Origin of the sequence: Sphaerisporangium perillae, assembly GCF_023276435.1 — a bacterium.
Lineage (GTDB): Bacteria > Actinomycetota > Actinomycetes > Streptosporangiales > Streptosporangiaceae > Sphaerisporangium > Sphaerisporangium perillae.
In genome coordinates this window covers 22,038-36,129 of the sequence record NZ_JALLPO010000068.1, presented here as the reverse complement: position 1 = coordinate 36,129, position 14,092 = coordinate 22,038, and the positions used below count along the sequence as shown (strand labels likewise).

The 14,092-nt window shown below is 72.2% G+C and carries 10 protein-coding genes and 1 pseudogene; 8 read left to right on the top strand and 3 right to left on the bottom strand.

Features of this window, described 5'->3' with window-relative positions; translation table 11 throughout:
• Both MYF83_RS39745 and MYF83_RS39740 read left to right on the top strand, forming a co-directional pair.
• The coding region (locus MYF83_RS39745; RefSeq protein WP_248965984.1) for an alpha/beta hydrolase at positions 1-897 on the top strand (897 nt) is incomplete at its 5' end.
• 119 nt (positions 898-1,016) lie between these two features.
• Positions 1,017-1,262: a mycoredoxin gene (locus tag MYF83_RS39740; protein WP_248965983.1), complete on the top strand. Its 246-nt coding sequence runs from the start codon at positions 1,017-1,019 to the stop codon at positions 1,260-1,262.
• Between the two features lie 106 nt (positions 1,263-1,368).
• Here the strand turns inward: MYF83_RS39740 and nudC are convergent, their stop codons facing one another.
• Complete coding sequence (nudC, locus tag MYF83_RS39735) at positions 1,369-2,349, bottom strand: NAD(+) diphosphatase (protein WP_248965986.1); 981 nt, start codon at positions 2,347-2,349, stop codon at positions 1,369-1,371.
• Positions 2,350-2,541: 192 nt separating this feature from the next.
• On the opposite strand from nudC, the gene MYF83_RS39730 reads away from it, so the two are divergent.
• From MYF83_RS39730 to MYF83_RS39715, 4 genes are all read left to right on the top strand, one after another.
• The gene (locus tag MYF83_RS39730; protein WP_248965982.1) at positions 2,542-3,798 is read left to right on the top strand and encodes an ATP-grasp domain-containing protein; all 1,257 of its coding nucleotides are present in this window, start codon (positions 2,542-2,544) and stop codon (positions 3,796-3,798) included.
• 272 nt (positions 3,799-4,070) lie between these two features.
• Positions 4,071-5,852, top strand: coding sequence for an IucA/IucC family protein (locus tag MYF83_RS39725; protein WP_248965981.1), 1,782 nt, complete (start codon positions 4,071-4,073; stop codon positions 5,850-5,852).
• Positions 5,849-8,191 carry an IucA/IucC family protein gene (locus MYF83_RS39720; protein ID WP_248965980.1) on the top strand — a complete coding sequence of 781 codons (2,343 nt, stop codon included), beginning with the start codon at positions 5,849-5,851 and terminating at the stop codon, positions 8,189-8,191. Before MYF83_RS39725 ends, MYF83_RS39720 begins: the two co-directional genes overlap by 4 nt.
• Positions 8,188-9,294 carry an alanine racemase gene (locus MYF83_RS39715; RefSeq protein WP_248965979.1) on the top strand — a complete coding sequence of 369 codons (1,107 nt, stop codon included), beginning with the start codon at positions 8,188-8,190 and terminating at the stop codon, positions 9,292-9,294. The genes MYF83_RS39720 and MYF83_RS39715 overlap by 4 nt, the downstream gene beginning before the upstream one ends.
• 893 nt (positions 9,295-10,187) lie before the next feature.
• Here MYF83_RS39715 and MYF83_RS44700 read toward each other — a convergent pair.
• Both MYF83_RS44700 and MYF83_RS39705 read right to left on the bottom strand, forming a co-directional pair.
• Positions 10,188-11,447 (bottom strand): annotated as a pseudogene (locus tag MYF83_RS44700) (RNA polymerase sigma factor); the annotation flags it as partial.
• Between the two features lie 8 nt (positions 11,448-11,455).
• Positions 11,456-11,785 (bottom strand): YciI family protein, encoded by a 330-nt coding sequence (locus tag MYF83_RS39705; RefSeq protein ID WP_248965977.1) that lies wholly within the window; start codon positions 11,783-11,785, stop codon positions 11,456-11,458.
• 374 nt (positions 11,786-12,159) lie between these two features.
• Between MYF83_RS39705 and MYF83_RS39700 the strand changes: the two genes are divergently transcribed.
• Both MYF83_RS39700 and MYF83_RS39695 read left to right on the top strand, forming a co-directional pair.
• Positions 12,160-12,828, top strand: a complete 669-nt coding sequence (locus MYF83_RS39700) for a DUF998 domain-containing protein (RefSeq protein ID WP_248965976.1) — start codon at positions 12,160-12,162, stop codon at positions 12,826-12,828.
• A gap of 373 nt (positions 12,829-13,201) precedes the next feature.
• Positions 13,202-14,080, top strand: coding sequence for an alpha/beta fold hydrolase (locus tag MYF83_RS39695; RefSeq protein WP_248965975.1), 879 nt, complete (start codon positions 13,202-13,204; stop codon positions 14,078-14,080).
• Positions 14,081-14,092 lie beyond the last annotated feature (12 nt).

Here is a 14,092-nt window from a genome sequence, read left to right as displayed (position 1 = left end):
CCGACCCCCACCCCCACCCCCACCCCCACCTCCCCCGAGGAGGTCCTGGCCTCGACCGTCGTGCGCACCTACTCCTACGGCCGGCAGTCGGCGCGCCAGCGCATGGACGTGTGGTGGCAGCCGGACGCCGGGCGCAGGCCGGGCGTGTTCATCATCCACGGCGGCTGGTGGAACAGCGGTGACAAGAAGTACATGACCGAGGTCAGCCGCTCGTACGCCGAGATGGGCTACACGGTCTTCAACATCAACTACCGGCTGTCGCAGGAGGCCGCCTGGCCGGCGCAGCGCACCGACACGCTGGCCGCCATCGCCACGGCCCGCAGGCACGCCGACTTCTTCTCCTTCGACCCCGACCGCTACGTGGTCGTCGGGTTCTCGGCCGGCGGGCACCTCGCGACCGCGGTCGGCACCTACAAGGACGGGCTCCCGGGGCTGCGCGGCGTCGTCGGCATCTCGCCGGTGGTCTCCCCGCTCACCGCCTACTCCGACGGCGACGAGGGCGCCGACTACGACCAGCGCAAGCTCCGCCAGGCCGCCATCGCGCTGGCCGGCGGCTGCCGCCCCACCGGTGCGTGCGCGAAGGTCTGGTCGAGCATGGAGGTGCCCTGGCATGCCAGCGCCCACGACGCGCCCGTGCTGACCGTGCACTCCAAGGACGAGTTCGTGCCGGCCTACCAGAGCGAGCTGCTGAAGGAGCAGCTCAACCAGGTGGGCGTGGCCATGAACATCCGGGTCGTGCCGGGGTACTTCCACAGCTCGCCGCTCTACCGCGAGCCCGGTGTGGCCGATGGCGTCCGCGAGTGGGTCGCCGGCAAGCTCGCTGCTCCGGCCAAGACCGGCACGCCCCAGACGACGTCCAGCCAGATGCCGTCCCTGCGCAAGGTGAACACCCACTGACGTCCGATCCGCCCGGGAACACTCACTGACGTCCCATCGCCCGGGAACACGAGCGATGTTCACAGTGTTGTCGGCTAGTGCCAAGGCCGGTCGGAGGACGTGAAGGGATAAATCACGCTATGGCGCTCAAGGTGTACACCACCAGCTGGTGCGGCCCGTGCAAGAGACTCAAGGGCCAGCTGACGCGGGAAGGCATCTCCTACGAGGAGATCGACATCGAGGCCAACCCCGACGCGGCGAAGTTCGTGATGAGCGTCAACGGCGGGAACCAGGTCGTCCCCACAGTGGTCCTCGAAGACGGGACCACCCTGACCAACCCGTCGGTCATCCAGCTGAAGGGTCTGCTGGCGAAGGCCCAGGCCTGACACGACGACGACGCGGCGGTCCACCGGCGATCGGGGTCTCCCCGGTCGCCGGTCGTCGTTACAAGGGTGGCGCGGGTCGGTCCGGATCAGCGGCGAGGCCCCGAGGTCACCAGTCGCCGGGGAGGTAGGAGCCGTACCAGGTCTCGATGAGGCGGCGGGCGATCGAGACCCCGGGCGGCAGCCGGATGTCGCCGTTCTCCACGGCGGCGCCCAGCTCGGCGCGGGTCAGCCAGACCGCCTCGGCGATCTCCTCGGGATCACAGGTGATCCTCGTGGAGGTGGCCTTGGCGAAGAACCCGAGCATCAGGCTGCGCGGGAAGGGCCACGGCTGGCTGCCTAGATAGCGAGGCTCGGCGACCGTGACGCCGACCTCCTCGAAGACCTCCCGCGCGACGGCCTGCTCCAGCGACTCGCCTGGCTCGACGAACCCCGCGAGGACCGAGAACCGGCCCTCGGGCCACTGGGGACCCCGGGCGAGCAGGCAGCGGTCGTCCCCGTCGTGGACCAGCATGATGACGGCGGGATCGACCCGGGGGAAGTGCTGGCTGTCGTCCACGGGACAGACCCGCATGTGACCGCCGGCGACGATGTTCGTCTCGCTGCCGCACCTCGGGCAGTGGTCATGGGTCGCGTGCCAGGCCTCCAGGGCGACCGCGTTGACCAGCAGCCCGGCGTCGCGATCTCCGAGCGCGGCCCCGGCCTTGCGCAGCCCCTCCGTGGCGACGTCGGCCCAGTCGGGGACGTCCTGGATCGCCTCGGCCACCTCCGTGCCCTCGGGCAGCGGCAGCGGGGCGGGCAAGGGCAGCGGCGCCTCGACGGCGACGGCGAAGTAGGCGACCCCTTCGGGATCGACGCCGAGCAGGTAGCGCTCGCCCGCCGGAGCCTGGTGGGGCGCGAGGAACACGAGTTCGGCCGTGCCGTTCTCGCGGCGGACCAGCGTGTTTCCGTCGTTGATGAGCAGGACGCGGGTGGCGGGATCGGCCCAGGCGGACTTCAGCCAGGCCTCGTCATTGCGGTGAACGCCAGACCTGTCGACTCCTCCCCGCGCCAGGAGCAAGGGCCCGAGCAACCGCTCACCTTGCGAGATCTCCCCCACGTGCGTCTCCCCTCCCAGCAGATTGTCCATCCTAATGCCGCCGCGGATGACCGTCCGAAAGCCCTAACGCAAACCGACAACACGGACATTCCGTGTGATTTGCATGTCCGGCAGCGCGCTGATCTCCGTACAGCTAGGATTCGGCGAGTTAGGTTAGCCTTACCTGTCTCGGGGGTGCCCTGCGTGCGGCTGTACCTCACCGCGCTCAATCCGACCGAAGCGGTCACCGACGGCTTCCTCCCCGCGGCCCATGCCCTGGGCTGCGAGGTGACGCTCCTCACCGACCAGCCGGAGCGTTACACCGGCGAGGCCGTGGAGGTGCTGCGGACCGACGTCCGGGACACGCGCTCGATCGTCGACACCATCGCGCGCCACCACCGCCCCGACGCGATCTTCTCCAACTCCGACCATGTACAGCCGGAGACCGCCCTGGCCGCCGGCTACTTCGGGGTGCCGGGAAAGGACTGGCGTGCCTGCCTGACCGCCAAGAACAAGGCGCTCACCCGGCACAGGCTCGCCGCCGCCGGAGTCGAGGAGGTACGGTCCGCGCGGCTCGCGCCCGGCCAATCGCTGCCCGGCGACCTGCCGTACCCGGTCGTGGTCAAACCGCGCGAAGGGGTCGCCAGCGAGGACGTCATCCTCGCCCGCGACGACCGCGAGCTTGCCACGGCCGTCACCGGCATCCGGGAACGGCGCCCCGGCGCGACCCTCGTCGCCGAGGAGTACCTCGAAGGGCCGCTGCACACCCTCGAAACCCTGGGCGACGGCCGCACCCTGCACGTCCTGGGCGGCTTCCGCACCACCCTCGGCCCGCTTCCGCACTTCGTGGAAGAACGGCTCGACTGGGATCCCCCACCGCACGAGCACGTCGGGCGCTCCTGGAGCCCTGTGCCGCACGAGCACGTACAGGCAGCGGACTCCGTGCCGCATGAACACGTCGCGCGCTCTTCGGACCCCGCGCCGCACGAGCACGTCCTGCGCGCTCTCGGCGCGATCGGGGTCGGCTTCGGGGCCTGCCACACCGAGTACGTCCTCACCGCGCGAGGACCGCGCATCGTGGAGGTCAACTACCGGCTCATCGGTGACGGCTGCGACTTCCTGCTCGCCGAACTGCTCGGGGTGCCGCTGTTCGAATGGATCCTCCGGGTCCATCTCGGCGAACCCGCGACGGCACCCCCGCCCGTGTCCGGCCACGGCGCGGCGGTGAGCCTCGTCGCCGACCGGTCCGGACTCGTCAAGGAGGCCCCAGGGGACACCGAGGAGACGATCGCCGGCGTACGGCTCCGCCACCGGCCGCTGCGCTCGCCCGGCGACACCGTCGAGCTCACCCACACCAACCGCGACTACCTGGGCGTCATCCGCGCGACCGGCCCTGGCCAGGACGCCGTCGACCGAGCGATCGAGGCCTTCCGCGCCCGTGCGCCATGGGTGATCGAATGACCCCCGCGGCCGCCGAGTGCGACAGCCCTCCCGGCACGGCCCCGAAACGCCGGGCCACCGCCGCGAACCGCGAAGCCGCGGCCGCGACGGATTGCGAGGCCGCGAGGGCTTCGGACCGCGAGGCTGTGGTCGCTTCAGGCTGCGAGGCTGTGGTCTCTTCGGAACACGAGGCTTCCGCCGTTTCGGAGCAGAATGCCGCCGCCGTTCCGGAACACGAGGCTGCTGCCGGGGAAGGGGACGGTCGCGCTTGGGAGCCATACCTGGCCGCACGCGTGCTGGACACCCTGCTCCGCGAGGACTACGGCGGCCTGGCATCCCGCATGACCCGCACCAAGGACGGCGTGCGGCTCGCCCTGCCCTCCGGACGGCGGGTACGGCTGGCGCCCGGCCGCCTGTACCAGGACTTCGTGGTCGCTCCGGACGAGTCGCTGACCCTTGACGAGGTGGTCGAGGCGCTGACCCGCGTCGCCGCTCCCGGGGACGCCGCAGGGGTGGCCGCCTTCGCCGAGGAGTGCCACGCGGCGCTGCGCGCGTACGACCTGCACGAGACCCACCGGCCGGACGTCCTCACCCGCCTGCGCCACGCGCTCCGCACCCCCACCTCGCCTCCGCCATGGGAGAAGTCCGCTCAGACCGGGCATCCGAGTTCCGCACCGGTGGAGGATGCCGAGGACAGGGAGTCCGAGTCCAAGTCCGAGTCCGGGCCGGGCGGCGGGGTGCGGCTGGGCAGGACGGTGGCCTACGAGACGCTGGGCGCGTTCGTCGACCACCCCGTCTATCCGACGTCGCGGGCACGCCTCGGCCTCTCGGAGGAAGAGGTGGCGGCGTACGCGCCGGAGTTCGCGCCGCACTTCGCGCTCCGCTGGGCGGCCGTGCCGATCGAGCGGGTCACCATGCACGGGGACCTGCCCGGCTGGTGGCCCTCCGCGGGCACCCCGCACATGCGACCGGAAGACCCCCTCCTGCGGCCGGACAAGGAGCCCTGGCACGTACGGCCGGAAGCTCTCCCCCTGCGGCCGGACAGGGACCCCTCGCACGTACGCTTCCCGGTGCATCCGCTGACGCTTCCCGCCGTCCGGCGGATCCCGGGGGTGTCGGTCCTCGACGAGCCGTACCTGGTCGTGCGGCCTACCCTGTCGATGCGCACCGTCGAGGTGGACGCTCGCACGCATCTGAAGCTGCCGCTGGCCACGAGCACGCTGGGCGCCCGGAACCGGCGGTCCATCAAACCGGGGACGCTGGCCGACGGCGCGCGGGCGGAGCTGCTGCTGCGCGAGGTCCTGCGCAGGGAACCGGACCTCGACGTGGTCCTCGCCGACGAGCAGACCTACGCGCACGCCGGGCACGAGTACCTCGGCTGGATGGTCCGCCGCCTGCCCCCTGGGGAGATCGTCCCGGTGGCCGCCCTGCTCGCCCCGTACCCCGTGCCCGGCGGCGGGCCTCGGGTACTCGACGACCTGGCCGCCCGCCACCGGGGCGGGGACGTGGCGGCGCTGCTGGCCGACTACCTGCGGGTGCTGCTCACCTGGAACGTCCGGCTGTTCGTCACCTACGGCATCGCCCTGGAGGCCCACCAGCAGAACCTCGCCCTGATCTTCGACGAGTCACGCTCGGGGTCCGGCGCGCGGATGCGGTTGCTGGTGAAGGACGACGACGGGCTGCTCGCCTCACCCGACCGGCTGGTCGCGGCCGGTCTGGCGGTACCCGGCTTCGCCGACCCGCGCCTGCTGACCGGGGACCCGCACGCCTTGGCCGACGTGTTCGTGACGATCACCCTGCACCTGGCCGCCGCGGCGATCGCGTTCGGCGCCGGCCATGGCGAGCTCGTCGCCGGAGCCCTGGAGAGCGCCCTCGCCGAGCACGACGGCCATCCGATGGCACGGCTGCTGCGGGCACGCACGCTGGACGCCGCCCGGCTGGTCGGCAAGTCCATGGTGAGCGCCGGAACCCTGGTGGACCGCTCGCGCATCGCCTCCGCCGACATCAACAAGCACTACGGCACCAGCGGCCCGAACTACCTGCGCCGCACCCCCCGCAGAGAGGCGAACCATTGAACGGCGTCGTGTGCGACTCCGCCGCCTTCGGCCTGCCCACCCGCATCACGAAGGGAACCCCGCAAGACGGCCCGGAGGACACCCGGCCGGGCGAAGCGGAGGTGGTTTGGGCCGGCGACGCGGAGGAGATCTCGGCGGGCCACGCGAAGGGGGGATGGGCAGGCGACGCGGACGAGGGCCCGGTGGGCGACGCGGACGAGGCTTGGGCAGGCCACGCGGAGGGGGTTTGGGCGGGAGTCGCGGAGGAGGCCAGCCTTGCCGCGTTGCTGCGCTGCTGTGTACGAGAGGTGGCCGCTCCGCGCGGCCAGGTGTGGGCCGCCGCGCCTTACCTGCTGCTTCGCCTGGCGGGGACCTTGATCCGCGTACCGACCTCCGGCGGGCTGGCCCTCCGCTTCGACGGCCCTGCCGAGCGGCTGCGGCACGGCTCGTGGCATCCCCTCTCCGTGAACCGCCTGGTCCGGCTGGTCGAGGCCGAGCTGGGCGGGCAGAGCGGATCGCACCCGGTCACCGGGACCGGCCTGATCACGAAAAACGATCCAGGCACGGCGAGTGGTCCGACCACGGAAAACGGACCGATCATGAACAACGGCTCAATCATGAACAACGATCCGACCACGAACAACGGTTCAGCCGCGGACAACGATCCGAGCACGGACAACGGTTCGAGCACGGACAACGATCCGAGCGGGGACAACGGCCTGACCGCGGAGAACGATTCGGCCGCGGAGAACGGTTCGATCGTGGGGCACAATGAGGAGTTCGCCGGGCAGGTGGCCGCGAGTCGTGCGGCGATGATGGTCATGCTGCGGGAGCGGGCCGTCGCGAGGCCGCCGGAGGACCCCTGGCTGGCTTCGGAGCAGGCGCTGGTCTTCGGGCATCCGTTCCATCCCTCGCCCAAGGCCAGAGGCGGGTCCGGCTGGGCGCGGTACGCGCCGGAGGCGCACGCCGCGTTCCCGTTGCGGCTGCTCGGCGTGCGCGACGACCTGCTCGTGACCGGCGGCGACTCCCTGGCGATCGACGGGCTCGGCCAGGCGCCGCCCGGGTACACCCTGCTCCCGGCCCACCCTTGGCAGCTCGAGTTGCTCGGCGCCGAGCTGGCCGCCCCGCTCGCGGACGGCCGGCTCGTGGATCTCGGGTACGGTCCGCACCCGGCGATCCCCACCTCGTCGGTGCGCACGGTGTACGAGCCGGCGATCGGCAAGTGCCTGAAGTTCAGCCTCGATGTGCGGATCACCAACTGCCTGCGGAAGAACGCCTGGTACGAGCTGGCCTCGGCCGTCGAGCTGAGCGGCAGGCTGGAGCCGGTGTTCGCGGACCTGTCGCGGCGCTTCCCCGGGACCCGCTGGCTGCCCGAGCCGGGGTACCGCTCGGCGGCGCTCGGCACGCGCCTCCTCGAAGGGCTCGGCGTGATCGTCCGGTCCAGCCCTTGGGAGGTCACCGGCCCGCAGGTCACTCCTGTGCTGGCCGGTGCGCTGGCCGCCCTCCGCGAGACCACCGACGTCGGCGCGTGGCCCAACGGTGGCGCGTACCCGAACAGCGACACGCACCGGAACGGCGGGGCGCAGCCCAACAACGGAACGCACCCGTACGGCGGGGCGCAGCCCAACAACGGAACGTACGGCGGGGCGCAGCCCAACAACGGAACGCACCCGAACAGCGGAGCGCAGCCCGACGGCGGAGCGCGCCTGAACGGCATGGGCCACGCGGATGGCGTTCCGCACGCGAGCGGCGGCGCCTTCGTGGGTGACGTGGCGGCGGAGTCGCTCGCGGGTGCGGTGGGGGCTCTGCGGCGGGATCCGGTGCGCTGGTGGGGTGCGTACGTCGAGCGGGTGGCGCTCCCGGTCTTCGACGCCTATTTCCGGCACGGCGTGGTGCTGGAGCCCCATCTGCAGAACGTTCTCGTGGGAATCGGCTCCGAAGGCATGCCGGTTGAAGCCATATTTCGGGACTTGGAAGGCACGAAGCTGGTCGCCGGGCGGCACGACATCTCCGGCCTTCCGGATCCGGTCACCAAGGCGACGACCTATGACGCCACGCGCGGCTGGACCCGCGTGGTCTACTGCATCATGGTGAACCATCTTCCCGAGATCGCCGCCACGGTCGCCGGGTCGGCGGCGCCGCACGCCCGAGACGAGCTCCTCCGCGAGCTGTGGGCGGACGCCAGGGCACGCGTCGCCCGGTACGCCGGCGAGCACGCGCGGCCCCTCCCCCTGCGCGATCTGCTGGCCGGGGCTCCCCTGCCGGCCAAGGCCAACCTCGCTACCCGGTGGGCCCGCTCGGCCGACCGCCACGCCGGCTACGTCGCCGTGGCGAACCCCTTCGCGGGGGTACGCCGATGAACATCCCGGAAAGCGTGCGCGAGCGCGCCGTACGCCTCGCCGACGCCCTCCCCGCGTACGTGTACGACCTCGCGGCGCTCGACCGGCACGCCGCCACGGTACGGCGGGCCCTGCCGGGCATCGAGCTGTACTACGCGGTCAAGGCCAACCCCGACCCCGCGCTGCTGCACACGCTGGCCCCGTACGCGGACGGGTTCGAGGTGTCCTCCAGCGGCGAGGTGGCCCACGTGCGCTCCGTCCTGCCCGACGCCCGGCTCGCGCTCGGCGGCCCCGGCAAGACCGACGCCGAGCTGGCCCTGGACGTCCACCGCATGCACGTCGAGAGCCCCGGCGAGCTGCGCCGCCTCATCGACGTCGGCGGGCCGGTCGACGCGCTGCTGCGAGTGAACCTCGCCGTCCCCGTCGAAGGCGCGTCGCTGGCGATGGGCGGCGGCGCGACCCCGTTCGGCATGGACCCCGACGGCGTCCGCGAATGCCTCGCACTGGTACACGGCCAGAACAGGGTGCGGTTGCGAGGGGTCCACGCGCACCTGGCCAGCGGCCTGCACGCCGCCGAGCTGCTCGAACTGGCCAAGGCCGTGCTCGCCTTCAGCCGCGACCTCGCGGCCACGGAGGTCAACCTCGGCGGCGGCATGGCCGTGTCGTACCGCGACCCCGAGGAGCGGTTCGACTGGGAGGCCTACGGGCGGGGCCTCGCCTGCCTCCGCGACTCCGGCGAGACCCTGCGCGTCGAGCCCGGCCGGGCGCTCGCGGCGTACTGCGGCTGGTACCTGACCCGGGTGATCGACGTGAAGCGGGTGCACGGCGAGGTGTTCGCCGTGGTCACCGGCGGCACCCACCACCTGCGCACCCCGGTGGCCAAGGGCCACGACCAGCCGTTCGCGGTCCTGCCGGCCGGGCGTGCCGGCACGGGCGTGGACGATGAGCCGGTCACCGTCGTCGGCCAGCTGTGCACTCCCAGGGACGTCTTCGCGCGCAGGGTGCCGATGTCGGTGAACGTGGGCGACGTCGTGGCCTTCGGCCTGGCCGGCGCCTACGCCTGGACCATCTCCCACCACGACTTCCTCATGCATCCCAAGCCCGGCTTCCACTACCTCACCTGACGCGCCGGACCGCGACCGTTCGCGTCGCACGTCCCGCGATCCGCTGCTCGCGGGCCGGGCTGCCGCCCCTACCTGGCCCGGAGCTGGTCGAGGGTGTGGCCGGTGGCCTGCTTGAACAGGTACTCGGCCCGTTCGTAGGACAGCCTGCGGCGGCCGGTCTCGGGGCACAGGTCGCCGGGGGCCGGCGGCCGGCCGGGGCCGGGCCTGCGGTCCGACAGGAACAGCGGGCCGCGGCGGCGGCCCGCGATGAGTTGGGGGATCAGCTCGGCGGTGCCGGACCGCCACTGGATCCAGCGGACCCCGTCGCCCGCCTCTCCGCGCCCACGGTCGCCCCCCAGCCGCCCGGCCCTCACCTCTCCGCGTCCCGTGTCGACCCTCTGCCGCCCGGCGGCCACCCTTCCTCGCATCCCGGCCAGGTCCAGGTCCTCGACGTTGAGCGCGAGCGCCGCCCCGACGCCGGCGGCGCTCTCGTAGAGCAGCAGCCACAGGGCGCGCTCGCGCAGGGCGATGTCCGGCCGTTCCCACAGCTCCTGGACCCGCGTCGGGTCGACGGGGCGGGTGCGTCCCCGGGGCTCGAACCGGCGATCGATCCCGGCGGCCAGGTCACCGGTCGGACGTCCCTGGGCGGCGGCCCAGGTTGAGAAGGAGCGGACGGCGCCGCGGTGCCGGTTCCACGTCGCGGCGGCGGCGCTCCCCCAGGCGGCGGTGAAGGCCTCGGCGACCTGCGTGGCGGTCACCTCCACCAGCGGGGCGTCGTCGCCGAGGCCGCGGCGCAGCCGGCTCATGGTCTGGCCGTAGGAGCGGACGGTCGCGGCGTCCAGGTCGTCCCGGGCGAGGAAGGCGCTCGCGGCCTCGGCCAGGGTGACGGCCGTCCCCGGTGTGGCTTCGGCGGTGTCGGCGCAGGCCGCGGCGCGTTCGAGGAGGATCGCGCGTTCGGGCAGGTTCAGGGTGAGGTCCGCGGCGCGTTCGAACTCCCGCCGGGCCTCGTCGTGGCGGCCGAGCCGGGCCAGCAGGTCGCCGCGCACGCTCGGCAGGCGGTGGTAGCCCTTGAGCGCCGGTTCGGTGACGAGCGTGTCGGCGAGTGCCAGCCCCGCCTCGGGGCCGTGCGCCATGGCCAGCGCGACCGCGCGGTTGAGCTGGACGACCGGCGTGGGCAGCACCCGGGCGAGCAGCTCGTAGAGGGCGACGATCTGCGCCCAGTCGGTCTGCTCGGCCGTGCGGGCCTGCGCGTGGCAGACGGCGATGGCGGCCTGCAGCACGTACGGCCCGAGGGGCCCACCGGCCCCCCTCGCGCGGAGCAGCGCCTCGAACCCGCGGCGGATGTGGAGCGGGTCCCAGCGTCCGCGGTTCTGCTCGTGCAGCGCGATGGGCTCCCCCGACGGGCCTGTCCGGGCGGCCAGCCGCGAGGTCTGGAGCTCCATCAGCGCGACCAGGCCGTGCACCTCGGCCTCGCCGGGCGCGAGTCCGGCGAGCAGCCGGCCCAGGCGCAGCGCTTCGTAACAAAGGTCCTTGCGCATCCACCCGTCGCCGGCGGTCGCCGCGTACCCCTCGTTGAACACCAGGTAGATGACCTCGAGCACCGACGACAGGCGCGCCGCGCGTTCCGGCCCTTCGGGGACCTCGAAGGGGACCTGGAGGGTCGCGAGGGTGCGTTTGGCCCGGACGACGCGCTGCGCGATGGCCTGTTCCGAGACGAGGAACGCGCGCGCGATCTCCTCGGTGCGCAGTCCGCCGAGCAGCCGCAGCGTGAGCGCCACCCGGGACTCGGTGGACAGCGCCGGATGGCAGGAGACGAACATCAGGCGCAGGACATCGTCGCCCACCTCACCGTCGAGGGCCGCGTCGACGTCCGCCTCGGCGGTGTCCTCCCACGTGGTGAGCTCGTGGGCGAGCTGCTCGTGCCTGCGGTCGAGCCGCTCGTCGCGCCGGAGGTGGTCGATGCCGCGACGCTTGGCGACGGCCATGAGCCAGGCGCCCGGATTGTCCGGCACGCCTGACTCGGGCCACTGTTCGAGGGCCGCGAGGAGCGCGTCCTGCGCGAGCTCCTCGGCCAGCCCCACATCGCCCACCATCCGGACGAGGCCGGCGACGACTCTCGCCGACTCCATCCGCCAGACCGCGTCGACCGCGCGGTGGGCATCCTGGGATGTCACGTGGCCGATCAGTCCTCCGGACCGTAGACCTGCTGGATGTCGCCCTCGCCGTCACCGACGATCTTCCAGAAGCGCCGGGAGATCTCGATGGCCTCCTCCTTCGAGCGCACCTCGACGAGCGCGAAGCTGACGATCGCCTCCTTCGCCTCGGTGAACGGCCCGTCGGTGACGGTGATCTCCCCGCCGGAGGCCGAGATGTGGGTGCCCGCCGGGTCCAGCCCGCCGGTCGCCAGCACCACCCCTGCCCGCATCATCTCCTCGACGAACGCCGCCATCTCGACGTGGACCCGCTCGTCCGGGGCTGCGACGCCGGCCTTGGTCGTCATGAGGAATCGCATATCCGTATCTCCTTTGTGCTGGATGACCGATCTTCGCCGATCTCTGGCCACGCGTCGATCGGAGGTGGCGGGAATCGACACCGCGCCATCTGCCCAGGTCGCGAGCATATGTGACAGGGAATGCGATGTGACAGGGAATGCGATCGAAGTCACGTTCTCCCAGTACAGGAGTGGTCCAGGGGTGTGATGACGTGACGCCGTCGAATATCGCCCTCCCCGTTCGACGCGTCAGCGAGCCGGGCCGACCGGCGGATCGAGTACCAGCGACGGACCCCCGTCACCTGAGAGCGGATCGGATACGAGCGACGAACCCCGTCGGGCCGTCGCGGATCGCTCCCGGCGATGACCCCCGTCACATCCGAAAGGAAACAGCCATGACCGCCGTCCAGTCCGGCATCGTCGTCCCCACCACCGCCACCCCCGCGACGCGCGCCCTGCTCGCCTGCTCCGCCGGCTCGGCCGTCCTCTTCTCGGTCGTGTCCCTGACGCAGGCCTTCACCCGTGAGGGGTTCGACCTCCTCCGCCACCCGCTGAGCATGCTGAGCACCGGCGACCTCGGCTGGCTGCAGATCTCCAACTTCCTCATCAGCGGCGCCCTCACGATCGCCGGCGCGATCGGCCTGCGCCGCGTCCTGCGCGGCACGCCGGGCGGTACGTGGGCGCCCCGGCTGGTCTTGGTCAACGGCGTCGCGATGGCCGCCGCGGGAGTCTTCGTCATGGACCCGGGCGACGGCTTCCCCGTGGGCACCCCGCTCGGCCAGGGGACCTCGATGAGCTGGCACGCCCTCATGCACATGGTCTGCGGGTCCATCGCCTTCACCGCGCTCATCGCCGCCTGCTTCGTCCTCGGCCGCCACTACTCCCGCGCCGGCCGTCCCGGCTTCGCCACCGCCTCCCGGCTCAGCGGCCTGATCTTCGCCTTCGGCGACGGCTGGGCGATGACGGGCGGGCGCGCCGGCTCCCTGACCTTGGCCGTCGGCGCGATCACCGCGATGGCGTGGATCGCCGTGGTGGCAATGGACAAGCGAGCCGCCCTTCGCTAGAGACACCCTTCGCTAGAGACACCCCTACAGGCCGGGCCCCTCGCGTCGCCGCGAGGGACCGGCCTGTTAGCACCGTCCATGCCCACCCGCCATCGTCGGAGCCGGCCCCGGCCTCGGCCTGGGCGAGCAGGCGAGCGATTGGACGGCCTCGATCTGACTGGTAAGCGCGCCATCGTCATACGTCCGAGGACGGGCGCCTGCCTCATGGGCGCAGGGAAGGCCGCGACGGGGCGAGGGCGGTGCTCCAGGCGACGAGCTGGTCCAGCATGGCCGTGTGGTTTCCGGGTGAGATGTCGAGAACGCGGCCGCGGCTCCGACCCTCTTATAGACCGGCCAGATGGACACGGACAACGAGCCTCAAGGAAGAACGACCATGGAACCCACGAAGACCAACACCCTGAAGGCGCCCGGCGCGACCCTGTACTACGAGGTCCGCGGCTCAGGCCCCGTCCTGCTGCTGATCTGCGGCGGGATCTACGACGCCGCCGGGTACGCGGGCCTGGCCCAGCGGCTCGCCGACCGGTACACCGTGGTGACCTACGACCGGCGCGGCAACTCGCGCAGCCCACTGGACGGGCCGCCGGAGCACCAGAGCATCGCGGTCCACGCCGACGACGCGCACCTGGTGCTGTCGGCCGTGGGCGTCACGGGCGAGGCTCCCGCCTATGTCTTCGGCAACAGCTCCGGCGCCATGATCGGCCTGGAACTGGCCGTCCGGCACCCCGAACAGGTGCGCACCCTGGTCGCCCACGAGCCGCCCGTGTTCGACCTGCTGCCCGACCGCGACCACTGGCGCGCCGTCATCCAGGACGTGGCGGACGCCTTCCTCAAGGAGGGCGCCGGGACCGCGATGCAGGTCTTCACCACCGCGATGGAGATGACCGGCGGCGAGCCGGCGGAGGAGGACGGCGACGACGCTCCCTCCGACCAGGGGCAGCACATGCCGGAACCGGACCCGGAGATGATGGCGATGATGGCGCGCATGGGGAAGAACATGGAGTTCTTCATCGGCTACGAGGTGCCGCCGTTCGCCGGGCACGTCCTCGACGTCGCCGCGCTCTCCTCGTCCGGGGTCCGGGTGATGCCGGCGGTGGGCGGCGCGTCGGAAGGCGAGCCACCGCACCGGGCCACCCTCGCCCTGGCCGAAGAGCTGAAAGTCGAGCCGGTGGTGTTCCCCGGCGACCACGGCGGCTTCGGCTCGCACGCCGAGCCGTTCGCCGTCAAGCTCGTCGGCGTGCTGTCGAACACCTGAAACGCGGCCGAG

Bases quoted from the DNA above. Each gene is read 5' to 3' on its own strand.
- MYF83_RS39740 (WP_248965983.1), top strand. From the start codon at position 1,017: ATGGCGCTCAAGGTGTACACCACCAGCTGGTGCGGCCCGTGCAAGAGA.
- MYF83_RS39715 (WP_248965979.1), top strand. From the start codon at position 8,188: ATGAACATCCCGGAAAGCGTGCGCGAGCGCGCCGTACGCCTCGCCGAC.
- MYF83_RS39705 (WP_248965977.1), bottom strand. From the start codon at position 11,785: ATGCGATTCCTCATGACGACCAAGGCCGGCGTCGCAGCCCCGGACGAG.
- MYF83_RS39700 (WP_248965976.1), top strand. From the start codon at position 12,160: ATGACCGCCGTCCAGTCCGGCATCGTCGTCCCCACCACCGCCACCCCC.
- MYF83_RS39695 (WP_248965975.1), top strand. From the start codon at position 13,202: ATGGAACCCACGAAGACCAACACCCTGAAGGCGCCCGGCGCGACCCTG.